27 protein-coding genes and 1 pseudogene are annotated in these 23,204 nt (G+C 72.7%); 23 read left to right on the forward strand and 5 right to left on the reverse strand.

The genetic code is table 11. The annotated features are described in order from the left end of the window. Positions 1-73: 73 nt before the first annotated feature. On the reverse strand, positions 74-241 hold the full coding sequence (locus OG299_RS28445; protein ID WP_266630132.1) for a hypothetical protein: 168 nt from the start codon (positions 239-241) through the stop codon (positions 74-76). Between the two features lie 232 nt (positions 242-473). Between OG299_RS28445 and OG299_RS28450 the strand changes: the two genes are divergently transcribed. Genes OG299_RS28450 through OG299_RS28465 form a run of 4 tightly spaced genes read left to right on the forward strand, consistent with a single transcriptional unit; the run spans position 474 to position 4,340 of the window. Beyond that, positions 474-1,772: an NYN domain-containing protein gene (locus OG299_RS28450; RefSeq protein ID WP_399848020.1), complete on the forward strand. Its 1,299-nt coding sequence runs from the start codon at positions 474-476 to the stop codon at positions 1,770-1,772. 28 nt (positions 1,773-1,800) lie between these two features. After that, on the forward strand, positions 1,801-2,841 hold the full coding sequence (locus OG299_RS28455; RefSeq protein ID WP_389871187.1) for an ABC transporter ATP-binding protein: 1,041 nt from the start codon (positions 1,801-1,803) through the stop codon (positions 2,839-2,841). Then, positions 2,838-3,629 (forward strand): ABC transporter permease, encoded by a 792-nt coding sequence (locus tag OG299_RS28460; protein ID WP_266630136.1) that lies wholly within the window; start codon positions 2,838-2,840, stop codon positions 3,627-3,629. Before OG299_RS28455 ends, OG299_RS28460 begins: the two co-directional genes overlap by 4 nt. Before the next feature lie 48 nt (positions 3,630-3,677). Continuing rightward, complete coding sequence (locus tag OG299_RS28465; RefSeq protein WP_266630138.1) at positions 3,678-4,340, forward strand: hypothetical protein; 663 nt, start codon at positions 3,678-3,680, stop codon at positions 4,338-4,340. A 37-nt stretch (positions 4,341-4,377) separates the two neighbouring features. Here OG299_RS28465 and ybaK read toward each other — a convergent pair whose 3' ends face one another. From ybaK to OG299_RS28480, 3 genes are all read right to left on the reverse strand, one after another. Further along, complete coding sequence (gene ybaK, locus OG299_RS28470; RefSeq protein ID WP_266630140.1) at positions 4,378-4,869, reverse strand: Cys-tRNA(Pro) deacylase; 492 nt, start codon at positions 4,867-4,869, stop codon at positions 4,378-4,380. Between the two features lie 13 nt (positions 4,870-4,882). Further along, positions 4,883-5,623: an LON peptidase substrate-binding domain-containing protein gene (locus OG299_RS28475; RefSeq protein WP_266630142.1), complete on the reverse strand. Its 741-nt coding sequence runs from the start codon at positions 5,621-5,623 to the stop codon at positions 4,883-4,885. 61 nt (positions 5,624-5,684) lie between these two features. Beyond that, complete coding sequence (locus OG299_RS28480) at positions 5,685-7,283, reverse strand: oxidoreductase (protein WP_266630144.1); 1,599 nt, start codon at positions 7,281-7,283, stop codon at positions 5,685-5,687. 125 nt (positions 7,284-7,408) lie between these two features. Here OG299_RS28480 and hisD point away from each other — a divergent pair, with 125 nt between their 5' ends. Genes hisD through hisF form a run of 8 tightly spaced genes read left to right on the forward strand, consistent with a single transcriptional unit; the run spans position 7,409 to position 13,155 of the window. Further along, a complete protein-coding gene (gene hisD, locus OG299_RS28485) occupies positions 7,409-8,731 on the forward strand; it encodes a histidinol dehydrogenase (RefSeq protein ID WP_327363020.1) in 1,323 nt (440 codons plus the stop codon). After that, positions 8,728-9,846 (forward strand): histidinol-phosphate transaminase, encoded by a 1,119-nt coding sequence (locus OG299_RS28490; RefSeq protein WP_266630148.1) that lies wholly within the window; start codon positions 8,728-8,730, stop codon positions 9,844-9,846. The genes hisD and OG299_RS28490 overlap by 4 nt, the downstream gene beginning before the upstream one ends. Beyond that, positions 9,843-10,436, forward strand: coding sequence for an imidazoleglycerol-phosphate dehydratase HisB (hisB, locus tag OG299_RS28495; protein ID WP_030155936.1), 594 nt, complete (start codon positions 9,843-9,845; stop codon positions 10,434-10,436). The genes OG299_RS28490 and hisB overlap by 4 nt, the downstream gene beginning before the upstream one ends. 2 nt (positions 10,437-10,438) lie before the next feature. Further along, positions 10,439-10,606: a CG2302 family histidine operon protein gene (locus OG299_RS28500; protein WP_266630151.1), complete on the forward strand. Its 168-nt coding sequence runs from the start codon at positions 10,439-10,441 to the stop codon at positions 10,604-10,606. Continuing rightward, positions 10,603-11,253: an imidazole glycerol phosphate synthase subunit HisH gene (gene hisH / locus OG299_RS28505; RefSeq protein ID WP_266630153.1), complete on the forward strand. Its 651-nt coding sequence runs from the start codon at positions 10,603-10,605 to the stop codon at positions 11,251-11,253. The genes OG299_RS28500 and hisH overlap by 4 nt, the downstream gene beginning before the upstream one ends. After that, positions 11,253-11,987: a bifunctional 1-(5-phosphoribosyl)-5-((5-phosphoribosylamino)methylideneamino)imidazole-4-carboxamide isomerase/phosphoribosylanthranilate isomerase PriA gene (gene priA / locus OG299_RS28510; protein ID WP_327363021.1), complete on the forward strand. Its 735-nt coding sequence runs from the start codon at positions 11,253-11,255 to the stop codon at positions 11,985-11,987. The genes hisH and priA overlap by 1 nt, the downstream gene beginning before the upstream one ends. Further along, positions 11,984-12,400: a RidA family protein gene (locus tag OG299_RS28515; RefSeq protein WP_266630157.1), complete on the forward strand. Its 417-nt coding sequence runs from the start codon at positions 11,984-11,986 to the stop codon at positions 12,398-12,400. The genes priA and OG299_RS28515 overlap by 4 nt, the downstream gene beginning before the upstream one ends. Further along, positions 12,400-13,155, forward strand: a complete 756-nt coding sequence (gene hisF / locus OG299_RS28520; protein ID WP_266630159.1) for an imidazole glycerol phosphate synthase subunit HisF — start codon at positions 12,400-12,402, stop codon at positions 13,153-13,155. The genes OG299_RS28515 and hisF overlap by 1 nt, the downstream gene beginning before the upstream one ends. Positions 13,156-13,214: 59 nt before the next feature. Here hisF and OG299_RS28525 read toward each other — a convergent pair whose 3' ends face one another. Beyond that, a complete protein-coding gene (locus tag OG299_RS28525; protein WP_327363022.1) occupies positions 13,215-13,847 on the reverse strand; it encodes a TIGR03085 family metal-binding protein in 633 nt (210 codons plus the stop codon). An 84-nt stretch (positions 13,848-13,931) separates the two neighbouring features. Here OG299_RS28525 and hisI point away from each other — a divergent pair, with 84 nt between their 5' ends. From hisI to lgt, 11 genes and pseudogenes are all read left to right on the forward strand, one after another. Next, complete coding sequence (gene hisI / locus OG299_RS28530; RefSeq protein WP_053786912.1) at positions 13,932-14,294, forward strand: phosphoribosyl-AMP cyclohydrolase; 363 nt, start codon at positions 13,932-13,934, stop codon at positions 14,292-14,294. Between the two features lie 19 nt (positions 14,295-14,313). Beyond that, positions 14,314-15,804 (forward strand): anthranilate synthase component I, encoded by a 1,491-nt coding sequence (locus OG299_RS28535; protein WP_266630165.1) that lies wholly within the window; start codon positions 14,314-14,316, stop codon positions 15,802-15,804. A 14-nt stretch (positions 15,805-15,818) separates the two neighbouring features. Then, on the forward strand, positions 15,819-16,490 hold the full coding sequence (locus tag OG299_RS28540) for a TIGR02234 family membrane protein (protein ID WP_266630166.1): 672 nt from the start codon (positions 15,819-15,821) through the stop codon (positions 16,488-16,490). Between the two features lie 97 nt (positions 16,491-16,587). Beyond that, positions 16,588-16,839 (forward strand): HGxxPAAW family protein, encoded by a 252-nt coding sequence (locus OG299_RS28545; protein ID WP_266630167.1) that lies wholly within the window; start codon positions 16,588-16,590, stop codon positions 16,837-16,839. A 70-nt stretch (positions 16,840-16,909) separates the two neighbouring features. After that, entirely contained in the window at positions 16,910-17,413 is a 504-nt protein-coding gene (locus OG299_RS28550) for a DUF2752 domain-containing protein (protein ID WP_327363023.1), read from the forward strand. Positions 17,414-17,596: 183 nt separating this feature from the next. Then, complete coding sequence (trpC, locus tag OG299_RS28555; RefSeq protein WP_266630169.1) at positions 17,597-18,406, forward strand: indole-3-glycerol phosphate synthase TrpC; 810 nt, start codon at positions 17,597-17,599, stop codon at positions 18,404-18,406. A gap of 8 nt (positions 18,407-18,414) precedes the next feature. Further along, positions 18,415-18,624, forward strand: a complete 210-nt coding sequence (gene trpM, locus OG299_RS28560; RefSeq protein ID WP_266630170.1) for a tryptophan biosynthesis modulator TrpM — start codon at positions 18,415-18,417, stop codon at positions 18,622-18,624. A 222-nt stretch (positions 18,625-18,846) separates the two neighbouring features. Further along, on the forward strand, positions 18,847-20,118 hold the full coding sequence (gene trpB, locus OG299_RS28565; RefSeq protein ID WP_266630172.1) for a tryptophan synthase subunit beta: 1,272 nt from the start codon (positions 18,847-18,849) through the stop codon (positions 20,116-20,118). Beyond that, positions 20,115-20,930: a tryptophan synthase subunit alpha gene (gene trpA / locus OG299_RS28570; RefSeq protein ID WP_266630174.1), complete on the forward strand. Its 816-nt coding sequence runs from the start codon at positions 20,115-20,117 to the stop codon at positions 20,928-20,930. The genes trpB and trpA overlap by 4 nt, the downstream gene beginning before the upstream one ends. A 135-nt stretch (positions 20,931-21,065) precedes the next feature. Then, positions 21,066-21,845: pseudogene (locus OG299_RS28575) on the forward strand (DsbA family protein); the annotation flags it as partial. Between the two features lie 316 nt (positions 21,846-22,161). Continuing rightward, positions 22,162-23,154 (forward strand): prolipoprotein diacylglyceryl transferase, encoded by a 993-nt coding sequence (gene lgt, locus OG299_RS28580; protein ID WP_327363024.1) that lies wholly within the window; start codon positions 22,162-22,164, stop codon positions 23,152-23,154. The last annotated feature ends 50 nt before the right edge of the window (positions 23,155-23,204 follow it).

The raw sequence follows: 23,204 nt of genomic DNA on the forward strand, positions 1-23,204 counted from the left end.
GTACGCAGCCGCACGGAAGAAGGGCGCGCCCAGAGCTCTGGGCGCGCCCTCGTGCGCGGTGCTCGCGGAGGCGTCAGTTGTGGCCGAACTTCTTCTGCTTGCCCTTGCGGGCCATGTCCATCGGACTAGGGCTGCTGCCGGACGGCTCCGACACGGATTCCGTCGAGCTCTTCGACGGATCCTGCGACGACGAGCGGGGCTGCTGCTTCTGTTCGTGCTGGCGGTTCTTGTTCTTGGCCATGGTGGAGCCTCCGTGAGGGTCTAGGGGCCAGGACCGCCTTCACCCTCACACGCCACCACAAACCGCGCATTTTGGATCTTTACTGCGCGTAGCCGGGAACCCCGGTTCCGCGCACGCCCGGAGGATCCGCCACGCCGATGATCGAGTTCCGGCCGTCAACACCCTTGCGGTCGGGCAGACTCGGGGAACCCGCGACAAACACAGAGGATCCCCAGGGAAGAGGGTGGTACGCGTGGACCGCTGCGTCGTCCTGGTGGACGCCGGCTATCTGCTGGGCGCCGCCGCCAGTCTTCTCGCCGGAGAGCCCTCCCGCTCCCGCATCACGGTCGACCATGCCGCCCTCATCCAGGGCCTGCGCGAGCGGGCCGAGGCCGACACCGAGCAGCCCCTCCTGCGCATCTACTGGTTCGACGGGGCACCCGACCGGGTCCCCCAGCCCGAGCACCGGCGGCTGCGCGTCATGCCCCGCGTCACCGTCCGCCTCGGTGCCCTGACCCGCAGCGACGGCCGCTGGGCGCAGAAGGGCGTGGACGCCGCCATGCACGCCGAGCTCACCGAGCTGGCCCGCAACCGGGCCTGCTCCGACGTCGTACTCGTCACCGGCGACGGGGACCTGCTGCCCGGCCTGATGTCCGCCAAGGAGCACGGGGTCGCCGTCCACCTGTGGGCCGTCCAGGCCGCCGACGGCGACTACAACCAGTCCGAGGACCTCGTCGCCGAGGCCGACGAGCGCCGCGTCCTGGACCGGGCCTGGATCACCCGGGCCGTCCGCGCCAAGGACCTCGCCGGACTGTGCGCACCGCCTCCCGCGCCGCGCCCCGAGATCGCCGCGATCCTCTCCGCCCCGCTGCCCGAGGCGGCCCTCGCCGAGGCCGCCCGCAGCGCCGGCGGCAACGGCGCCGGAGCCCCCGCCGCCGCACCCGAGGGCAACGGCGCCCCCGTGCCCGCCCCCGCCGCCGGGGGCAAGGCCGTCCCCACGCCCAAGGACCTCGCCGGCTCGCTGCGTGCCCCCGGCCAGCAGCCCGGCCCCGCCGGAGCCCACGGCGCCGCCGCCCAGCAGCCCCCGGCCGGCAGCGCCCTGCGCTGGTCCTCCGACAAGGGCTGGATCGACCGGGCCGGGCCGCTCGGCGAACCCGCCGAGACCGCCTCGCTGCCCACCCTCGCCCAGCTCACCAGCGCCGAGCAGCGCTGGGCCGACCGCGAGGAGGACATCACCACCGTCGGCGGCGACCCCTTCGAGGTCGGCCAGGTCTTCGCCCGGCGCTGGATGGAACGCCTCCCGGAAACCGTCCACCTGCAGAAACTCGCGACGATGTACCCGCGGATCCCGCACCGCATCGACGGGGAGCTGCTGCGCTACGCCGCCCGGTTCGGGCTGCTCGCCCACAAGGACGACCAGATCGACGAGCACGACCGCTACGCCATCCGCGCCGGGTTCTGGCGGGAGATCGACGTCCGCGCGGCCGCCGAGCACGTGGCCGTCACACCCTCCATCGTGCCCGCGGGGCCGCCGACCCCGGCAGCGGAGTAGGGGCCGAAGCCGCGTAGGCTGCTCCCTCGTGAGTACGGGCACAGCATCAGCACGACCGAGTACGGCAGCGGCCGCGGACGCGGCCTCCGACGTGGTCTGCGTGGTGCGTGACCTGGTCAAGACGTATCCCGCGGTACGGGGCCGGCGTGGGGCGCCCGCCCTGCCCGAGACCCGGGCCACCGACGGGATCTGCCTGGACGTCCGGCGCGGCGAGATCTTCGGCCTGCTCGGCCCCAACGGCGCCGGCAAGTCCACCCTGGTCCGCCAGCTCACCGGCCTGCTGCGGCCCGACTCCGGCGCCGTGACCCTGCTCGGCCACGACCTCGTACGCCACCCCGAGCGGGCGGCCCGGCTGCTCGCCTACCTGGGGCAGGAGTCCACCGCCCTCGACGAGCTCACGGTGGCGCTGGCCGCCGAGACCACGGGACGGCTGCGCGGGCTCGACGTACGGACGGCGCGGGCCGAGCGGGACGCCGTACTCGAGGAACTCGGGCTGACCCCGATCGCCGGGCGGCCCCTGAAGAAGCTTTCCGGCGGGCAGCGGCGTCTCGCCTGCTTCGCCGCCGCACTGGTGGGGGAGCGGCCCGTACTGGTCCTCGACGAGCCCACCACCGGCATGGACCCCGTGGCCCGGCGGGCCGTGTGGGCGGCCGTGGACCGGCGCCGCGCGCAGTACGGGGCCACCGTCCTGCTCGTCACGCACAACGTCATCGAGGCCGAGACCGTCCTGGACCGGGTCGCCGTCATCGACCAGGGCCGGGTCATCGCCTGCGACACCCCGGCCGGGCTGAAGGCCCGCGTCTCCGGCGAGGTCCGGCTCGAGCTGGTGTGGCGCACCGCGCCGCCGCTGGACGTACCGGAGGTCGCGGCGCTCGCGCCGGCGGCCGCCGAGGCCGGGCGCCGGTGGGTGCTGCGGCTGGAGCCCGACGAGGCGCGCGCCGCGGTGGCCGCGGTGACGGGCGGGCCGGCCTTCGCCGCCCTCGACGACTTCACGCTGGCGACCCCGAGCCTGGAGGACGTCTACCTCGCGCTGGGCGGGCGTACGACGAAGGGTCTGGTGAAGTCGTGAGCACCACTGCTGTCGGGGCTGTCGGGACCGCTGTCGGGGTGCTCGCACCGCGGGCGCGGCTCTTCCCGTCGCTGGCCGCCGTGTACCGGGCGCAGCTCTCCCGGGCCCGCGTGTCCCGGATCCCGCTGCTGTTCGTCGCCACCTTCCAGTCCGTCGGGATCATGATCCTGATGCGGGGCGTGGTGGACGGGGGCTCGGAGGCCCGGGCCGTGGTCGCGGGCTCGTCCGTGCTGGTCGTCGCCTTCGTCGCGCTGAACCTGCTCGCGCAGTACTTCGGGCAGCTGCGGGCCAGCGGCGGGCTGGACCACTACGCCACGCTGCCCGTGCCGCCCGCCTCGGTGGTGCTGGGCGCGGCCGCCGCGTACGCCTCCTTCACACTGCCGGGCACGCTGGTGACGGCGGTGTTCGGATGCCTGCTGTTCGGGCTGCCGATGGGCGGGCTGTGGATCCTGGCCGCGGTGGTGCCGCTGGCCGGGGCCGCGCTGGCCGGGCTGGGCGCGGCGCTCGGGCTGCTGGCACCGCGGCAGGAGCTGGCCACGCTGGCCGGGCAGCTCGGCATGTCGGCCGCGCTGCTGCTGGGAGTGCTGCCGCCGGAGCGGATGCCGGACGTGATCGTGTGGGCGCGGGACCTGCTGCCGTCGACGTACGGGGTGGAGGCCTTCGCGCGGACCTTCGCGCCGCATCCGGACTGGGCGGCGGTCGGGCTGGACCTCGGGGTGTGCGGGGCGGTGGGGGTCCTCTCGCTGGCCGCGGCGACGTGGGCGTACCGGCGGGCGTCGGTCCGCTGAGCCGAAGCCGCTGACGCCGACGCGCCGGGCACCTGGCACGATGTGGGGGTGACCGAAGCCGTGACCACGCCGTCCCCGTTCGAACCGCCGCTGCCGCCCGGGAAGCCGGGCGGCTCCGCCGCGGGCATCACCCCGGGGGACATCCGCGACGGGGCCGCCGTGGCCCTGGTGACCGGGGTGGCGGGGGTGCTGCTCGGACTGCTGTGGATGTGGCTGGCGCCGAGGGCGCAGTACGTGTCGAACGGCGAGGCCGTCTTCCTGCGGAGCAGCGAGAGCGAGGCCCGGATAGGGGCCGACGGGACGTTCTTCCTGCTGTCGCTGGGGTTCGGCGTGCTGAGCGCGGTGCTCGTGTTCCTGTGGCGGCGCCGGGGCGGTGTCCCGCTGGTCGTGGGCCTGGCGATCGGGTCCGGCTTCGCCGCGCTGGTGGGGTGGCGGCTGGGGCTGTGGCTGGGGCCGTCGGCGGACGTGGCCGCGGCTGCGCTGAAGGCGGGGAAGGCAGTGCCGTTCGATGCGCCCCTGCAGTTGCTGGCGCGCGGGGTGCTGCTGGTCTGGCCGATGGTCGCCGTGGCCGTCCACCTCGGCCTGACGGCCCTGTGGTCCCCCCAGGACCCGGACCCGGCCGCGGACGAGGCCTGGGAGGCCTACCCCCCGCCCCACGTCCACGGGCCGACCCCGTCGGACCCCTCCACCCCCGAGCCCCCGCGAGGCTGACCCTCGGACCGGTCGGGGGGCCGGGCCGCTGCGCGGGCTACGGGCGGGCGATGGGGGCCAGGGTGGCGCCCGTCAGGGTCGTCAGGGTGGCGGGCGGGAGCTCGACCTCCAGGCCGCGGCGGCCGGCCGAGACGCAGATCGTGGCATGGGCCTGCGCCGACTCGTCCACCACCGTGCGGAGCCGCTTGCGCTGACCCAGCGGGGAGATGCCGCCCAGCACGTACCCCGTCGTGCGCTCCGCCAGCGCCGGGTCGGCCATCGACGCGCGCTTCCCCGCGACCGCCGCCGCCAGCGCCTTCAGGTCGAGGCTGCCCGACACCGGGACAACCGCCACCGTCAGCACGCCGTCCACGTCCGCGACCAGCGTCTTGAAGACCCGGTCCGGGGAGACCCCCATGGCCTGCGCCGCCTCCTCGCCGTACGAGGGGTGCGCCGGGTCGTGCTCGTACGCGTGCACCGTGAACTCCGCCCGGGCGGAGGTCAGGGCCACGATCGCCGGCGTACCCGCCGGGGGTTTCTTCTTCGCCATCGGTCCTTCGCGATCAGTTCGGGCTCGTCGGCGCGCGCGTCAGGTCCACCGCCGGGAGCGACGGGAGGTGGCGGATGACCGCCGTCTCCGCGCGCAGCAGCTTCAGTTCCTCCGCGAGCCGCGTCGCCGTGTCCGGCGCCTGAAGCAGCCGCTGCTTCGCCGGGATGTCCAGTACGGCCGCCGCCGCCACCAGGTACGAGACCACCGACGGCTCGTCCGGCAGGTCCGCCGGCGAGGACAGGGACCGCTCCCGGGCTCCGGCCAGCCGCTTCTGGTAGTTCCGGAAGGCCCGCAGGACCCCCTCCGCCAGCGCGCCCGCGCCCTCGCCCCCGTCCTCCGGGAGCTCCTCCAGCTCCGCGACCAGGTACGGGCCCGAGGAGTCCACCGACAGCAGGCGGACCCGGGCCGTACCGGTCGCGAGGACCTCGAAGCTGCCGTCCTCCCGCTCCCGGATCGTCGCCGCGTCCGCGATGCAGCCCACCCGGTGGAAGGCCTGGATCGGGTCCGCGCCGAAGCCGGCCGTCGGGCCGCGCTCGGGCAGGGCCGTCTGGTCCGGCAGGCCGGGCGCGGTCGGCGCGACCTCCCGGCCGTCGCGGATCGCGACGACCGCGAAGCGGCGCGGTTCGTCGTCGCCCGTCTTCAGCAGCTCCCGCATCATGGCGCGATAACGCTCCTCGAAGACGTTCAGCGGGAGGACGAGTCCCGGGAACAGCACCGAGTTCAAGGGGAAGAGGGGCAGGCGAACGGTGGTCACGAGGCACAGGGTAGTGGCCGCGGGCCAGGGCCTGTCACCTCAGTTGTTCTCCGCCTTCCCGTCATCCCCGCCTCAGCAGACGCGAGGCTCCCGCCGCCACCGTCGTCGCAAGGATCCAGCCCAGCAGGACGAGGGCCGCCGAGCCCCACTGCCAGCCGCCCTCCACCTTCCACTGGCCCTCCTGGCCGAGATCGATGACCGGGAGCAGCAGGTCCAGCGCGTACAGCGCCGCCTCCCAGTGCGGGTGCTCGTCCGCCTTGATCGGCGGCGGCTCGTGCCGGGAGAAGAGCAGCGCGCCCGCCGCCCACAGCACCGCCATCCACAGCGCGGCCCGGCCCGGGCGGTACCCGTACGCCACCGTCCAGTCCTGGAGGTACCCCCACGCCTTGAGCGCCGGAGGCAGGGTGGCCCGGCGCCGCCGCTGCTTGGCGAGCAGCACCTCGCGGGCGTCCGCGTCCTCGCCGCTGGCGCGCAGTACGGCGGCCAGCCGCTCGTACGGCTCCGGCGAGTACTCCGCAGTGGCCGCCTCCACCCACGCCAGCCGGCGCGGCAGCGGGAAGTGGCCGCGGGGCGCGAGGTTCTCGTACGCGAACCCCTCCATCGACACGCCGCCCCGGCCGGGCCAGCTGGTGGAGGTGTCGACCAGCTTGACGACCTTCGCCCCCGACAGCACCACCCGCCCCCGCTCCGGCCGCTCGCCGACGAACCGCAGCTCCGGCGTCTGGATCCGGCGCAGCGAGACCTCCTGGTCCTCGGTCAGCGTGAACCGGGCGCCGTAGAAGTCGACCGCGTCGCCGAAGCGGCCGTCGTCCAGGCGCAGCCCGCCCCGGCATTCGAACCGCTGGGCCCGCTGCCCGCGCGTCGGGGTCTGGCCGAGCCCGTACGGGGGAGTGGAGGAGCCGGAGTCGCCGAGGACGTAGTCGAGGGCGATCGACGTCAGGTACAGGGTCCGCTCGACGGTCAGCTGCGGGGCGTTCAGCGCGCGCCGCCCGTACGGGTTGCGCAGCCGCGCCCCGCGCAGGTTCATCGACACGCCGACCTTCGCGCCGCGCAGACTCACCTCCCCGTACGTCTCCAGCAGCTCGCCCTGGAAGTCCTGCGCGACGGACATCCCGTCCGCGGCGATGGCCCGGCCCTTGTTGTCCCGCTGCACCACGGCCTGGCTGATCAGCAGGTCGGTGCCGATCTGCGCGTCGGTCAGCCGGATCCCGCGGGCCACCCGGCAGCGCGGCAGGTGCAGATCGCCCTCGGTGTGCAGCCGGGAGGCGTCCAGCCGGGGTATCGCGCAGTTGACCAGGCGCAGGGTGACGCACCGGGTCTCGGACAGCTGGATCTCGCTGTCGAAGCGGCAGGACTGGAGTTCGACGTAGGGCTGCACGAGGCCGCCGGACAGGTCGAGCCGCCCGGTGATCCGTACGCCGCGCAGCTTCAGCGAGGCCACCCGGCCCGGCACCGGCGGCGGCCCGTGGAGCAGCAGCAGCGCCACCACCTGGGCTCGGACGCTGCGCCCGGCGTCCCAGGCCCGGTCGCCGTGCGGATCGTCCTCGTCGGCGGCGCGGGCGCTGAGATCGCACACGCTGCCCGTCCGGAACGCCTGCCACATACGGCGTTCGGGACCGGTGAGATCCGCGGGTTCCTCGCCCGGCCGTGCCTCCGCCATGGCGGCCCCCCTCCGCTGTGCATACGTGTACGGGGAACGCTAGTGGGCGGCAGTGACATCCGGGGCGTGTATCAGCCAGTGATACAGGCGGACGGTGGCGGGAGACGGTCTGAGAGAATTGGGAGGTGATCTCTCGTATCGACCTGCGCGGTGACGCCCTCCCCGAGGGCGGCGCCCTGCGCGATCTGCTGCCCCGTGCCGAGTTCGACGTAGAAGCTGCCCTGGAGAAGGTGCGGCCCATCTGCGAGGACGTCCATCATCGTGGCACGGCGGCGCTGATCGACTACGCGCGGAAGTTCGACGGCGTGGAACTCTCGCAGGTCAGGGTGGATGCCGCGGCGCTCAAGACCGCGCTCGACGAGCTCGACCCGGCCGTCCGTGCCGCCCTCGAGGAGTCCATCCGGCGCGCCCGGATCGTGCACCGCGAGCAGCGCCGCACCGAGCACACCACCCAGGTGGTCCCGGGCGGCACCGTGACCGAGAAGTGGGTTCCGGTCGAGCGCGTGGGCCTGTACGCGCCCGGCGGCCGCTCCGTGTACCCGTCGTCCGTCGTCATGAACGTCGTACCGGCGCAGGAGGCGGGCGTCGAGTCGATCGCGCTCGCGTCCCCGCCGCAGGTCGAGTTCGGCGGACTGCCGCACCCGACGATCCTCGCCGCGTGCGCGCTGCTCGGCGTGGACGAGGTCTACGCGGCCGGCGGAGCGCAGGCCGTCGCGATGTTCGCGTACGGCACCGAGGAGTGCGCCGCCACGAACATGGTGACGGGCCCCGGCAACATCTGGGTCGCCGCCGCCAAGCGCTACTTCACCGGGAAGATCGGCATCGACACCGAGGCCGGCCCGACGGAGATCGCGGTCCTCGCGGACTCCACGGCCGACCCGGTGCACGTGGCCGCCGACCTGATCAGCCAGGCCGAGCACGACCCGCTGGCCGCCGCCGTGCTCGTCACGGACTCCGAGGAGCTCGCGGCCGCCGTCGAGCGGGAGCTGGAGCCGCAGGTCGCGGCCACCAAGCACGTCGAGGACCGGATCAAGCCGGCGCTCGCGGGCAGGCAGTCCGCGATCGTGCTGGTCGACAGCCTGGAGGACGGCCTCAAGGTCGTCGACGCGTACGGCGCCGAGCACCTGGAGATCCAGACCGCCGACGCCGCGGCCTGGGCCGCCCGCGTCCGCAACGCCGGTGCGATCTTCGTCGGCCCGTGGGCCCCGGTCTCGCTCGGCGACTACTGCGCCGGGTCGAACCACGTACTGCCCACCGGCGGCTGCGCCTGCCACTCCTCCGGCCTGTCCGTGCAGTCCTTCCTGCGCGGCATCCACATCGTCGACTACACGCGGGACGCCCTCGCCGAGGTCACCCACCACGTGGTGACGCTGGCCGAGGCCGAAGACCTGCCCGCGCACGGCGCGGCCCTCAAGGCCCGCTTCGGTTGGAAGGTGCCCACCCCGTGACCTCCGGACCCATCGGGATCGACGACCTCCCCATCCGGGACGAGCTGCGCGGCAAGACCCCGTACGGCGCCCCGCAGCTCGACGTGCCCGTCCAGCTGAACACCAACGAGAACCCGTACGAGCTCCCCGAGGAGCTGGTCCGGCGGATCGCCGAGCGCGTCGCCGCCGCCGCCCGCACCCTCAACCGCTACCCCGACCGGGACGCGGTCGAGCTGCGGACCGCCCTGGCCGCCTACCTCACCCGTACGGGCAAGCACCCGGTCGCGCGGGAGAACGTATGGGCCGCCAACGGCTCCAACGAGGTCATCCAGCAGCTGCTGCAGACCTTCGGCGGCCCGGGCCGCACCGCGATCGGCTTCGAGCCCTCGTACTCCATGCACGCGCTGATCGCCCGCGGCACCGGGACGGGCTGGATCTCCGGCCCGCGCCGGGAGGACTTCCGCGTGGACGTGGAGGCGGCCGAGCAGGCCATCGCCGAGAACGCCCCCGACGTCGTCTTCATCACCTCGCCCAACAACCCCACGGGTACCGCGGTCGAGGCGGAGACCGTCCTCGCGCTCTACGAGGCCGCGCAGGCGGCCAAGCCCTCGCTCGTCATCGTGGACGAGGCGTACGTGGAGTTCAGCCACCGGGACTCGCTCCTGCCGCTGATCGAGGGCCGCCCCAACCTGGTGGTCTCCCGGACCATGTCCAAGGCCTTCGGCGCCGCCGGACTGCGCCTGGGCTACCTGGCCGCGCACCCGGCCGTGGTCGACGCCGTCCAGCTCGTACGCCTGCCGTACCACCTGTCGGCCGTCACCCAGGCGACCGCGCTGGCCGCCCTGGAGCACACCGACACCTTGCTCGGCTACGTCGAGCAGCTCAAGGCCGAGCGGGACCGCCTCGTGACCGAGCTGCGGGCGATGGGCTGCGAGGTCACCGAGTCCGACGCGAACTTCATCCAGTTCGGGAAGTTCGAGGACTCGCACACCGCCTGGCAGAAGATCCTCGACCAGGGTGTCCTGGTCAGGGACAACGGCGTACCGGGCTGGCTGCGGGTCACCGCCGGCACCCCGGCCGAGAACGACGCGTTCCTGGAAGCGGTTCGCGCACTGAAGAAGGAGCAGCACGCATGAGCCGCATCGGACGGGTCGAACGGACCACGAAGGAGACTTCGGTCCTCGTCGAGATAAACCTCGACGGCACCGGCAAGGTCGACGTCTCGACGGGCGTGGGCTTCTACGACCACATGCTCGACCAGCTCGGCCGCCACGGCCTCTTCGACCTCACGGTCAAGACGGACGGCGACCTGCACATCGACAGCCACCACACCATCGAGGACACCGCCCTCGCGCTCGGCGCCGCCTTCAAGCAGGCCCTCGGCGACAAGGTCGGCATCTACCGCTTCGGCAACTGCACCGTGCCGCTCGACGAGTCCCTCGCCCAGGTGACCGTCGACCTGTCCGGCCGCCCGTACCTCGTGCACACCGAGCCCGAGAACATGGCGCCGATGATCGGCGAGTACGACACGACGATGACCCGGCACATCTTCGAGTCGTTCGTCGCGCAGGCCCAGATCGCCCTGCACATCCACGTCCCGTACGGCCGCAACGCCCACCACATCGTGGAGTGCCAGTTCAAGGCCCTCGCGCGCGCCCTGCGCTACGCGGCCGAGTTCGACCCGCGCGCCGCCGGAATCCTGCCCTCCACGAAGGGCGCCCTCTAGCCGTGAACGGCCTCAACACCATCCTGATCGTCTTCGGCCTCTTCTTGGCCGGAGGCGTCTACTCCTTCCAGAAGCAGCAGATGCCCAAGTCGGTCATCATCCTGCTCGCCATCGGCTCCGCGATGTGCCTCGCCGCCGGAGTCCTGCGGATCCAGGGGATTTGGGAATGAGCGCAGCCCGTCCGACCAAGACGGTCGTGGTCTTCGACTACGGCTTCGGAAACGTCCGTTCCGCCGAGCGTGCTCTCGCGCGCGTCGGCGCGGACGTCGAGATCACCCGCGACTACGACAAGGCGATGGACGCCGACGGGCTCCTCGTCCCCGGTGTCGGCGCCTTCTCCGCCTGCATGCAGGGCCTGAAGGACGCCCGCGGCGACTGGATCATCGGCCGCCGGCTCTCCGGCGGCCGCCCCGTCATGGGCATCTGCGTCGGCATGCAGATCCTCTTCGAGCGCGGCATCGAGCACGGCGTGGAGACGGAGGGCCTCGACGAGTGGCCCGGCACCGTCGAGCCGCTGCGCGCCCCGATCGTGCCCCACATGGGCTGGAACACCGTGGACGCCCCGGCCGACAGCCAGGCCTTCAAGGGCCTGGACGCCGACTCCCGGTTCTACTTCGTGCACTCGTACGCGGTCCGCAACTGGAGCCTGGAAGTCACCAACCCCGCGATCCGCGCTCCCAGGGTCACCTGGGCCACGCACGGCGAACCCTTCGTCGCGGCGGTGGAGAACAGGGCCCTGTGGGCCACCCAGTTCCACCCCGAGAAGTCCGGCGACGCCGGAGCCCAGCTCCTCACCAACTGGATCGAGACCCTTTGATGCCCGTCAACAAGCTGGAACTCCTCCCCGCGGTCGACGTCCGCGACGGGCAGGCCGTCCGCCTCGTGCACGGGGTGTCCGGCAGCGAGACCTCCTACGGCTCCCCGCTCGATGCGGCCCTCGCCTGGCAGGCCTCCGGCGCGGAATGGCTGCACCTCGTCGACCTGGACGCCGCCTTCGGCACCGGCGACAACCGCGCCCTGGTCGCCGAGATCACCGGCGCCATGGACATCAAGGTCGAGCTGTCCGGCGGCATCCGCGACGACGCCTCGCTCGCCGCGGCCCTCGCCACCGGCTGCACCCGCGTCAACCTCGGCACCGCCGCCCTGGAGACCCCCGAGTGGGCCGCCAAGGCCATCGCCGAGCACGGCGACAAGATCGCCATCGGCCTCGACGTACGCGGCACCACCCTCAAGGGCCGCGGCTGGACCAGCGAGGGCGGGGACCTCTACGAGACCCTCGCGCGCCTGGACTCCGAGGGCTGCGCCCGGTACGTCGTCACCGACATCGGCAAGGACGGCACGCTGACCGGCCCCAACCTGGAGCTGCTGAAGAACGTCTGCGCCGCCACCGACCGGCCGGTCGTGGCCTCCGGCGGGATCTCCTCGCTGGACGACCTGCGGGCGCTGTCCGGGCTGGTGCCGCTGGGCGTCGAGGGCGCGATCGTGGGCAAGGCCCTGTACGCCAAGGCCTTCACCCTGGAAGAGGCCCTCCAGGTGGTGTCCGGCTCATGAGCAGTGCTGGTGAGGTCCGCCGCATCTCGTCGGGCGGCCCCTGGGAGGAGGCCGTGGGGTACTCCCGCGCCGTGGAGCTGCCGAACGGGCTCGTGCTCGTCTCCGGCTGCACCTCCGTCGTCGACGGCAAGATCGTGGCCGGCGGCCCGTACGAGCAGACCGTCAACTCCTTCCGCGTCGCGATCGACGCGCTGAAGCAGGTCGGTCTGGGCGCGGAGCACGTGGTCCGGACCCGGATGTACATCACCCACGCGCGGGACGTGGACGAGGTGGGCCGCGCCCACAAGGAGCTCTTCGACTCCGTCCGCCCCGCCGCCTCCATGATCATCGTCTCCGGCTTCATCGACCCCAGCCTGGTCGTCGAGGTCGAGGTCGAAGCCTTCCGAGCCGAAGCCTTCCGAGGGGAGTCCTGATGTCGCTCGCCGTACGAGTGATCCCCTGCCTGGACGTGGACAACGGCCGCGTCGTCAAGGGTGTCAACTTCCAGAACCTGCGCGATGCGGGTGACCCGGTGGAGATGGCCAAGCTGTACGACGCCGAGGGCGCCGACGAGCTGACCTTCCTCGACATCACCGCGTCGTCCGGGAACCGCGAGACCACGTACGACGTGGTGCGGCGGACCGCCGAGCAGGTCTTCATCCCGCTGACCGTGGGCGGCGGCGTCCGCACCGCGGAGGACGTGGACAAGCTGCTGCGGGCCGGCGCCGACAAGGTGGGCGTGAACACCGCCGCCATCGCGCGGCCCGAGCTGATCCAGGAGATCGCGGAGCGCTTCGGGCGGCAGGTCCTGGTGCTGTCCGTCGACGCCCGCCGCACGCCGACCGGTTCCTTCGAGGTCACCACGCACGGCGGCCGCCAGGGCACCGGCATCGACGCCGTCGAGTGGGCGCACCGGGCGGCCGAACTGGGCGCCGGGGAGATCCTGCTGAACTCGATGGACGCGGACGGCACGAAGGACGGGTACGACACCGAGATGATCGCTGCCGTGCGCAAGCACGTCACGGTGCCGGTGATCGCCTCGGGCGGTGCGGGCAGGCTGGAGCACTTCGCCCCGGCGATCGATGCGGGCGCCGATGCGGTGCTCGCGGCCTCGGTGTTCCACTTCGGCGACCTGCGGATCGGCCAGGTCAAGGAAACCCTCCGCCAGGCCGGCCACCCGGTCCGCTGAACGCTGCGCGGGGCCGGAAAGATCCGGCCCCGCGGCGGAGCAGCATCCGCCCCGCAGGCCTAGATCCCCAGCTTGGCCGTCGTCAGTTTGGCGATGGCTTCCTTCGGGCCGTCCAGTTCCACCGCGGCGGCGTCCTGGCGGCCGAAGCAGAAGAGGATCAGTTCGCCCGGTTCGCCGGTGACCGTCACCACCGGGGTGCCCTTGTGGGCGACCGTGGTCTGGCCGTTCGGGCGGCGCAGCACCAGGCCCACCGGGGAGCGGCGGCCCGTCAGGCGGGCCAGCCTCTCCAGGCGGGACCACAGGGCGTCCGAGAACACCGGGTCCAGCCGGCGCGGCGACCAGTCCGGCTGGGCCCGGCGGACGTCCTCCGCGTGGACGTAGAACTCCACCGCGTTCGCCGCCTCGTCGATCTGCTTCAGCGCGTACAAGGACATCTTCGGCGGGCCGGTCCGGATCAGCTGGATCAGTTCCTCGTACGGCTTGGCCGTGTACTCGGCCATCGCCTTGTCCAGCCGGTCCTTCAGGACGTTCAGCAGCAGGCCGCCCGCCGCGTCCGGGCGGCGCTCCCGGACCACCACGTGCGCCGCCAGCTCCCGGGCCCGCCAGCCGTCGCACAGCGTCGGCGCCTCCGGCCCGGCCGCCTCCAACAGGTCCGCCAGCAGCAGGCGTTCACGCTTCGCATGGGTAGACATGGGGGCCAGCCTACGGCCGGAACCCGGCCCGTGCCCGCTCATCAGGCGGACGGTGATCCGTCACCGCCGCCCGGGCGCGGCACAATGGCCCCCATGAGTACGTCCTCCCTCGATCCCGCCATCGCCGCCCGGCTCAAGCGCTCCGCCGACGGCCTGGTTCCCGCCATCGCCCAGCAGTACGACACCGGTGAGGTGCTCATGCTCGGCTGGATGGACGACGAGGCCTTGCACCGCACCCTGACCACCGGCCGCTGCACGTACTGGTCCCGCAGCCGCCAGGAGTACTGGGTGAAGGGGGACACTTCCGGCCACTTCCAGCACGTGAAGTCCGTCGCCCTCGACTGCGACGCCGACACCCTCCTCGTCAAGGTCGACCAGGTCGGCGCCGCCTGCCACACGGGCGCCCGTACGTGCTTCGACGCCGATGTCCTTCCGCTGGCCGAATAGGTAGGTAGGGTCCCAAGCCATGGATCTTGAGACGTTCCGCAAGCTCGCGGCGGACCGCCGCGTCATCCCCGTGAGCCGCAAGCTGCTGGCCGACGGCGACACCCCCGTCGGGCTCTACCGCAAGCTGGCCGCCGAACGCCCGGGCACCTTCCTCCTGGAGTCCGCCGAGAACGGCCGCTCCTGGTCCCGCTACTCCTTCGTCGGCGTACGCAGCGCCTCCACGCTGACCGTCCGCGACGGCCGGGCGCACTGGATCGGCACCCCGCCCGTCGGCGTCCCCACCGACGGCGACCCGCTCGAGGCCCTGCGCGCCACCGTCCAGACCCTGCACACGCCCCGCGACCTCGCGGGCGGGATGCCGCCCTTCACCGGCGGCATGGTCGGCTACCTCGGCTACGACATCGTGCGCCGCCTGGAGCGCATCGGCGAGCACACCGCCGACGACCTGCAGCTGCCCGAGCTGACCATGCTGCTCACCTCCGACCTGGCGGTCATGGACCACTGGGACGGCACCGTCCAGCTCATCGCCAACGCCATCAACCACAACGACCTCGACACCGGCGTGGACGAGGCGTACGCGGACGCGGTGGCCCGGCTGGACGCGATGGAGGCCGACCTCGCGCGTCCCGCCCCCTACACGCCCACGCCGCTGCCCGCCTCCGAGCTGCCCGAGTTCTCCGCGCTGTGGGGCGGCGAGAAGTACCAGGACGCCGTCGAGGACATCAAGGAGCGGATCCGGGCCGGCGAGGCCTTCCAGGTGGTGCCCTCGCAGCGGTTCGAGACCCCCTGCACGGCCTCCGCGCTGGACGTCTACCGGGTGCTGCGGGCCACCAACCCGTCGCCGTACATGTACCTGTTCCGCTTCGAGAACGGCTTCGACGTCGTCGGGTCCAGCCCCGAGGCCCTGGTCAAGGTCGAGGACGGGCGGGCCATGGTCCACCCGATCGCCGGCACCCGCCACCGCGGGGCCACCCCGCAGGAGGACCACGAGCTCGCCGAGGAGCTGCTGGCCGACCCCAAGGAGCGCGCCGAGCACCTGATGCTCGTCGACCTGGGCCGCAACGACCTGGGCCGGGTCTGCGAGCCGGGATCGGTCGAGGTCGTCGACTTCATGTCGATCGAGCGGTACTCGCACGTCATGCACATCGTCTCGACCGTCACCGGCCGCGTCGCCGAGGGCAGGACCGCCTTCGACGTGCTCACCGCCTGCTTCCCGGCCGGCACCCTCTCGGGCGCTCCCAAGCCGCGCGCCATGCAGATCATCGAGGAGCTCGAACCCTCCCGCCGCGGCCTGTACGGCGGCTGCGTCGGCTACCTCGACTTCGCCGGGGACTCCGACACGGCCATCGCCATCCGCACCGCGCTGCTGCGCGACGGCACGGCGTACGTCCAGGCCGGCGCGGGAGTCGTCGCGGACTCGGTGCCCGAGCTGGAGGACAACGAGTGCCGCAACAAGGCGGCCGCCGTGCTGCGCGCGGTGGGAGCGGCGAACCGGCTGAACGGCTCGTGACGGCGTAGGGGATAGTGGGGTGCGTGAGTGCCGTACCCCCACCCCGAAACGACACCGACGCCCCCTCCGCCGGCGCCGCGGACACTGCGGACGGCGGCGCCGGCCGCGGCGGCCGCCGCAGTGTGGCCGCCGCCCTGCTGCTCGGCGCGCTCGGTGCCACCGTCGTCCTGCTCGCCTCCGGCCGCGTCTGGGCCCGGGGCACCGCCGCCGTGGGAGGCGGCTCGCTGCCGCTGACCGCGGACGGGCGGGCCGTGACCGGGCTCCCGGCGGCCCTGGCCATCGTGGGCCTCGCGGCCCTGGTGGCCGTGTTCGCCGTACGCGGCAGGAGCCGGCTGCTGGTCTCCGGGCTGCTCGCGCTGAGCGGCCTGGGCGCGGCGCTCTCCGCGGTGCTGGCCGCCGACGACCGGCAGGCGCTGGACGCGCAGGCCGCCCGTACGACCGCGGACACCGCGGCGCAGGTGGGGGCGCTGACGCACACGGCCTGGCCGTACATCACGGCCGCCGGCGCGGCCCTGATCCTGGTCGCCGGACTGCTGGCCCTGCGCTTCGGCCGCAGCTGGCCGGCGATGGGCGGCCGCTACGAGCGGGACGGCAGCCCCCGGTCCCGCAAGGCGGCGTCGGTGGACCCCGACCGGCCCGAGGACCTGTGGAAGGCCCTGGACCGCGGCGAGGACCCGACCCGCTGACCATGCACCGCGCCCGGTGCGGGACAATGGCCACCGAGCATTCGACTCAGACCGCGTTTTTTGAACAACCTGCGACAGAGCAAACGAGGAGCAACTCATGGCGGGCACGAACCACGGACACACCCCGGCCGCCTGGACCGGTGTCACCATCGCCTTCATCGGTTTCTGCATCTCCGGCGCGTTCATGGTGATCGCGAACCCGCTCGGGTTCTGGGCCGGTCTCGTCGTCGTCGCGCTCGGCGGTGTGGTGGGCCTGGCGATGAAGGCCGCGGGCATGGGCGCGCCGAAGGCCGCCCACGAGGACCTGGCCGTGGTCATCGCCGCCAACAAGGCTGCCGCCAAGGTCTGAGCACCGCCGAGGTCCGGGTATCGGTTCACACCTTCGAAAGGCGCGGCCCCGTCGGGCTGCGCCTTTTGTCATGAGCGGAGAGAATCAGCGGGTGAACGACGCCTCACGCAGCCCTTTCGCGGTGCCCGGGCCCGGGCCCGCGCCGCCCGTGCCGCCCGCGCCCGCGCCGCCGCAGAGCCGCGCGCGGCGGCTGGCCAGGCCGGCGCTCACACTGGCCTCGGCGGCCCTGGCCTTTGCGTACGTGGGGGCCGTGGATCCCAATGAACCCGGCCACTATCCGGTCTGCCCGCTCTTTCGGCTGACCGGAATTCTGTGCCCCGGATGCGGCGGGCTGCGCAGTGCGCACGCGTTCGCCCACGGCGATCTGATCACCGCTTTCGGGGCGAATGCCCTGGCCGTCGTCGGCTACTTCGCCTTCGCCGGCTTCATGGTCCTGTGGCTGGTTCGCGCCTTTCGCGGCGGCCCGGCCCCGCGCTTCGCCCTGCGGGGGCCGTACTGGTGGGCCATCGGGGTGCTGGCGCTGGTTTTCGTGGTGGTCCGAAATCTGCCGTTCGGATCCGCCCTGGCCCCCTGAGGCCCGTATCCGGCCTGCCCAGGGCCCATATGAATCCCGGATTCCGAATGTCCAGTGATTGGGACGCCGTCAACCGCGTGCGGAGCGCAAGCCCTCCTGCGGATACCATTTGATTGCTGACCTTGCAGTTGTACGTGTCTGCAAGGCGGCCGACCGTCATCGACCCGGAAGGGGGCCGCTCGCGTGAGTGTGCTCGACGAGATCATCGAAGGGGTCCGCGAAGACCTTGCCGAACGGCAGGCCCGCGTGAGCCTCGACGAGCTCAAGGAGCGTGCCGCCAAGGCGCCCCAGGCCAAGGACGGCGTCGCTGCCCTGCGCGGCGACAGCGTCAAGGTGATCTGCGAGGTCAAGCGCTCCAGCCCCTCCAAGGGCGCGCTGGCCGCGATCGCGGATCCCGCCGGACTCGCCGCCGACTACGAGGCGGGCGGTGCGGCGGTCATCTCCGTCCTCACCGAGCAGCGCCGTTTCGGCGGCTCGCTGGCCGACCTGGAGGCCGTCCGCGCGCGCGTGGACATCCCGATCCTGCGCAAGGACTTCATCGTCACGGCGTACCAGCTGTGGGAGGCCCGCGCCTACGGCGCCGACCTCGTGCTGCTGATCGTCGCGGCCCTGGAACAGGAGGCCCTCGTCTCCCTCATCGAGCGGGCCGAGTCCATCGGGCTCACCCCGCTCGTGGAGGTCCACGACGAGGACGAGGTCGAGCGCGCGGTTGCGGCCGGCGCCAAGATCATCGGCGTCAATGCCCGCAACCTCAAGGACCTCAAGGTCGACCGCTCCACGTTCGAGCGCGTCGTCGGCGAGATCCCGGCCCACATCGTCAAGGTTGCCGAGTCCGGCATCCGCGGGCCGCACGACCTGATCGCCTACGCCAACGAGGGCGCCGACGCCGTCCTCGTCGGGGAGTCCCTGGTCACCGGCCGCGACCCGAAGTCGGCCGTGGCCGACCTCGTCGCCGCCGGCGCCCACCCCGCCCTGCGCCACGGACGGAGCTGACCCGTCCCATGGCCCACGACCGCCCCTCCGTCCGCACCCGACCGGGCCGCGGCCCGGCCGGCGTGCCGACGGCGCACGCGCCCCTGGCGCGCGGCTGCCGCCCCCGCGGCTGCCGTGCCCCGGCCCGGCGGGTGCACGGGCGGCGGGTCAGGTACGTGATCGGCTCCGAGCCCGGTCAGGTCAACGGCATGCGATGGCGCCCCACAGACGCGCTGTGACGAGGGCCGTCCCGGTCCGGTACGCCTGACGCCGTCCCACGACGGCGCCCCGCGTACCGCCCCGCGCGGTGCTCGTTCACGGCCTGTCGCCCAGAGCCGCCGGCTCCGGGCGCGGGCCGCTGCGTCCGTACGCATCCCCACCCCCGCAGCGGGGTGCGCGTGCGGCGGGCCTGCAGCGCAATACGGTGCATCCATCCCATCGCACCCGTAGGAGTACTGGGCATGTCCAGCAGCTCGTTCTTCGTTCCGGACCCGGAGGGTCACGTCCCCAACGCCGAGGGCTACTTCGGCGACTTCGGCGGCAAGTTCATCCCGGAGGCGCTCGTCGCCGCCGTGGACGAGGTCGCCGTCGAGTACGAGAAGGCCAAGGACGACCCGGCCTTCGCGGCCGAGCTCAACGACCTGATGGTCAACTACACCGGCCGGCCCAGCGCCCTCACCGAGGTGCCGCGGTTCGCCGAGCACGCCGGGGGCGCCCGGATCTTCCTCAAGCGCGAGGACCTCAACCACACCGGCTCGCACAAGATCAACAACGTGCTGGGCCAGGCGCTGCTCACCAAGCGCATGGGCAAGACCCGCGTCATCGCCGAGACCGGAGCCGGCCAGCACGGCGTCGCCACCGCCACCGCCTGCGCGCTCTTCGGCCTCGAGTGCACCGTCTACATGGGCGAGATCGACACCCAGCGCCAGGCCCTGAACGTGGCCCGGATGCGGATGCTGGGCGCCGAGGTCATCGCCGTGAAGTCCGGCTCCCGGACCCTCAAGGACGCCATCAACGAGGCGTTCCGCGACTGGGTCGCCAATGTGGACCGCACCCACTACCTCTTCGGCACGGTCGCCGGTCCGCACCCCTTCCCGGCCATGGTCCGCGACTTCCACCGGGTCATCGGCGTCGAGGCCCGCCGCCAGATCCTGGAGCGCGCCGGCCGGCTGCCCGACGCCGTCGCGGCCTGCGTCGGCGGCGGCTCGAACGCCATCGGCCTCTTCCACGCCTTCATCCCGGACGCCGGCGTCCGCCTGGTCGGCTTCGAGCCCGCCGGACACGGAGTCGAGACCGGCGAGCACGCGGCCACGCTGACCGCGGGCGAGCCGGGCATCCTGCACGGCTCCCGCTCGTACGTCCTCCAGGACGAGGAGGGCCAGATCACCGAGCCGTACTCGATCTCGGCCGGTCTGGACTACCCGGGCATCGGCCCGGAGCACTCGTACCTCAAGGACAGCGGCCGCGGCGAGTACCGCGCGGTCACCGACGACGCCGCGATGCAGGCCCTGCGCCTGCTCTCCCGCACCGAGGGCATCATCCCGGCCATCGAGTCGGCGCACGCGCTCGCGGGCGCCCTCGACCTGGGCAAGGAGCTCGGCAAGGACGGGCTGATCGTGGTCAACCTGTCCGGCCGCGGCGACAAGGACATGGACACGGCAGCCCGCTACTTCGGGCTGTACGACGCAGAGCAGCGGAACGCGACCGAAAACACCGAGGGGGAGTCCAAGTGAGCACGGGGAACATCCAGCTGCTGAGCGACACCCTCGCGAAGGCCAAGTCCGAGGACCGTGCGGCCCTCGTCGCCTACCTCCCGGCCGGGTTCCCGACCGTCGACGGCGGGATCGAGGCCGTCAAGGCCGTCATCGCGGGCGGCGCGGACGTGGTCGAGGTCGGCCTCCCGCACAGCGACCCGGTCCTGGACGGCGCGGTCATCCAGACCGCCGACGACATCGCCCTGCGCGGCGGCGTCAAGATCGCCGACGTCCTGCGCACCGTGCGCGAGGCGCACGCGGCGACCGGGGCCCCGGTCCTGGTGATGACGTACTGGAACCCGATCGACCGCTACGGCGTGGAGCGGTTCGCCGCCGAGCTGGCCGCGGCGGGCGGCGCGGGCTGCATCCTGCCCGACCTGCCGGTCCAGGAGTCCGCGCTGTGGCGTGAGCACGCCGACAAGCACGGTCTGGCGACCGTCTTCGTCGTCGCTCCGAGCAGCAAGGACGAGCGCCTGGCGACCATCACGGCCGCCGGTTCCGGTTTCGTCTACGCCGCCTCGCTGATGGGTGTCACCGGCACCCGCGAGTCGGTCGGCAACGAGGCCCAGGAGCTGGTCCGGCGTACGCGCGCCACCACCGAGCTGCCCGTCTGCGTCGGCCTGGGCGTCTCCAACGCCGTACAGGCCAAGCAGGTCGCGAGCTTCGCCGACGGGGTCATCGTCGGCTCGGCGTTCGTGAAGCTGCTGCTGGACGCGCCGGACCTGCCGGCCGGGCTGGCCGCCGTACGGGCGCTGGCGGGCGAGCTCGCGGAAGGCGTGCGCAGGAGCTGACGGAGACAGGAGCTGACCCACGCGTTCGATCCACGGCGCGAACCCTTGATCGGGTTCTGTAGTCCGATCGGGTGGAAGTGGGGGCGGGGAGGCACGCGAGTGCCTCCCCGCTTCGTTTGGCCGCACGTGAGCGAGATGAACGACGGTGCGAACCGCGAAGCGAAACGATCGGCCCGCGAGCGGCTCCAGGTGGAGCGTGAGCGCGAGAAGAAGAGGGAAAAGCGGCGGCGGACCCTCATCGTGGCGTCGGCCGTGGTGGGCGTCCTCGGCCTGGCGGCCGTCGTCGGCCTGATCGCGGCCAACACCGGCGGCGACAAGTCCGCCGGCGGAGGTCCGGTGACCGCCCCCTCCGGGGCCACCGGCAAGGACGCGCTCGCCATCCAGACGGGCAAGCCCGAGGCCAAGTCCACGCTGACGGTGTGGGAGGACTTCCGCTGCCCGGCGTGCAAGTCCTTCGAGACCAACTACCGGGACACGGTCCACGACCTGGAGGCCAAGGGGCTGCTCAAGGTCGATTACCACATCGTCACCCTGATCGACGGGAACATGGGCGGCAGCGGCTCGCTGAAGGCCGCGAACGCCGCCGCCTGCGCGCAGGACGCCGGGAAGTTCGCGGCGTACCACGACGTCCTGTTCGAGAACCAGCCGCAGGAGATCGACGACGCCTACGGGAAGAACGCCAAGCTGCTGGAGCTGGCCGCCAAGGTGGACGGGCTGGACACTCCGGAGTTCCGCAAGTGCGTCGAGGACGGGACGCACAACAGCTGGGTGAACAAGTCCTTCGAGGCCTTCCGCGCCGGGAAGTTCAAGGGCACCCCGGCCGTGCTCCTGAACGGCAAGGACCTCTTCGCCGACCAGGCCAACCCCGTCACCCCGCAGAAGCTCAAGGAGCAGGTGGAGGGCGCCGCGAAGGGCGCCGGGGGCGCGAGCGCCTCGCCGTCCGCCTCGCCGAGCCCCTCCGGGAAGGGCGCGAAGGGCTCGGCCTCCGCATCGCCGTCGGCCTCATCGGCGGGCTCTTCGTCCGGCTCTTCTTCCGGCTCTTCGTCGGGCTCGGTGAAGTCTTCGTCCACTTCCTCGGGCATGTCCGGGTCGTCCTCGACGGGATCGCGGGCCGGATCGGCCGGGGTCGCCAAGGGAGCCGCCGACACCCCCTGAGTCCGTCTCGATTTGGCGCCAGGTTGCCGGGCGGGTTGCGGTCCGTACCGCCCGGCAGGGTAGCGTCGGCTCTGCCATGAACCTTGCCTATATCCCCAGCCCGTCGACCGGCGTGATCCATCTCGGACCGATCCCGCTGCGCGGCTACGCGTTCTGCATCATCATCGGCGTCTTCGTCGCCGTCTGGCTCGGCAACAAGCGGTGGATCGCGCGCGGCGGAAAGCCGGGCACGGTCGCGGACATCGCGGTGTGGGCCGTGCCGTTCGGCCTGATCGGCGGTCGCCTGTACCACGTGATCACCGACTACCAGCTGTACTTCGGCGAGGGCCGCAACTGGGTCGACGCCTTCAAGATCTGGGAGGGCGGCCTCGGCATCTGGGGCGCCATCGCGCTGGGCGCGGTGGGCGCCTGGATCGGCTGCCGCCTGCGCGGCATCCCGCTGCCGGCCTGGGCCGACGCCCTGGCACCCGGTATCGCGCTGGCCCAGGCCTGCGGCCGCTGGGGCAACTGGTTCAACCAGGAGCTGTACGGGCGGGCCACCGACCTGCCCTGGGCGGTCAAGATCAGCGACGGCCCCAACCGGATCGCCGGCACCTACCACCCGACCTTCCTGTACGAGTCGCTGTGGTGCCTCGGCGTCGCCGCGCTCGTGATCTGGGCCGACCGCCGCTTCAAGCTGGGCCACGGCCGGGCGTTCGCCCTGTACGTCGCCGCGTACTGCGTGGGCCGCGGCTGGATCGAGTACATGCGGGTCGACGAGGCGCACCACATCCTCGGTGTCCGGCTGAACGTGTGGACCTCGGTCGTGGTCTTCATCCTGGCCGTGGTCTACCTCGTGCTGTCGGCCAAGCTGCGGCCGGGCCGCGAAGAGGTCGTGGAGCCGGACCGCGGACCCGCGGCATCCGACCCGGCGACCAAGACCGACGAGGGCGCGGCGGGCGAAGGCAAGGCCGTCGAGGACGCGGACAAGGCGCAGGACGCCGGCGCGCACGCCCCGGTCACCGCCGAGGCCGAGGACTCCGAGCCGAAGCCCGAGGCCGAGGCTCCGAAGGCCGCCAAGAAGCTCTGACCCGCTCATCCGGATCACACGGGAGGGGCGCCGCGCCACCGCGCGGCGCC

The organism is Streptomyces sp. NBC_01296 (assembly GCF_035984415.1).
GTDB lineage: Bacteria > Actinomycetota > Actinomycetes > Streptomycetales > Streptomycetaceae > Streptomyces.

Bases quoted from the DNA above. Each gene is read 5' to 3' on its own strand.
- OG299_RS28445 (WP_266630132.1), bottom strand. From the start codon at position 241: ATGGCCAAGAACAAGAACCGCCAGCACGAACAGAAGCAGCAGCCCCGC.
- ybaK (WP_266630140.1), bottom strand. From the start codon at position 4,869: ATGGCGAAGAAGAAACCCCCGGCGGGTACGCCGGCGATCGTGGCCCTG.
- OG299_RS28480 (WP_266630144.1), bottom strand. From the start codon at position 7,283: ATGGCGGAGGCACGGCCGGGCGAGGAACCCGCGGATCTCACCGGTCCC.
- hisB (WP_030155936.1), top strand. From the start codon at position 9,843: ATGAGCCGCATCGGACGGGTCGAACGGACCACGAAGGAGACTTCGGTC.
- hisH (WP_266630153.1), top strand. From the start codon at position 10,603: ATGAGCGCAGCCCGTCCGACCAAGACGGTCGTGGTCTTCGACTACGGC.
- priA (WP_327363021.1), top strand. From the start codon at position 11,253: ATGCCCGTCAACAAGCTGGAACTCCTCCCCGCGGTCGACGTCCGCGAC.
- OG299_RS28515 (WP_266630157.1), top strand. From the start codon at position 11,984: ATGAGCAGTGCTGGTGAGGTCCGCCGCATCTCGTCGGGCGGCCCCTGG.
- hisF (WP_266630159.1), top strand. From the start codon at position 12,400: ATGTCGCTCGCCGTACGAGTGATCCCCTGCCTGGACGTGGACAACGGC.
- OG299_RS28525 (WP_327363022.1), bottom strand. From the start codon at position 13,847: ATGTCTACCCATGCGAAGCGTGAACGCCTGCTGCTGGCGGACCTGTTG.
- hisI (WP_053786912.1), top strand. From the start codon at position 13,932: ATGGCCCCCATGAGTACGTCCTCCCTCGATCCCGCCATCGCCGCCCGG.
- OG299_RS28535 (WP_266630165.1), top strand. From the start codon at position 14,314: ATGGATCTTGAGACGTTCCGCAAGCTCGCGGCGGACCGCCGCGTCATC.
- OG299_RS28545 (WP_266630167.1), top strand. From the start codon at position 16,588: ATGGCGGGCACGAACCACGGACACACCCCGGCCGCCTGGACCGGTGTC.
- OG299_RS28550 (WP_327363023.1), top strand. From the start codon at position 16,910: ATGAGCGGAGAGAATCAGCGGGTGAACGACGCCTCACGCAGCCCTTTC.
- trpM (WP_266630170.1), top strand. From the start codon at position 18,415: ATGGCCCACGACCGCCCCTCCGTCCGCACCCGACCGGGCCGCGGCCCG.
- trpB (WP_266630172.1), top strand. From the start codon at position 18,847: ATGTCCAGCAGCTCGTTCTTCGTTCCGGACCCGGAGGGTCACGTCCCC.
- lgt (WP_327363024.1), top strand. From the start codon at position 22,162: ATGAACCTTGCCTATATCCCCAGCCCGTCGACCGGCGTGATCCATCTC.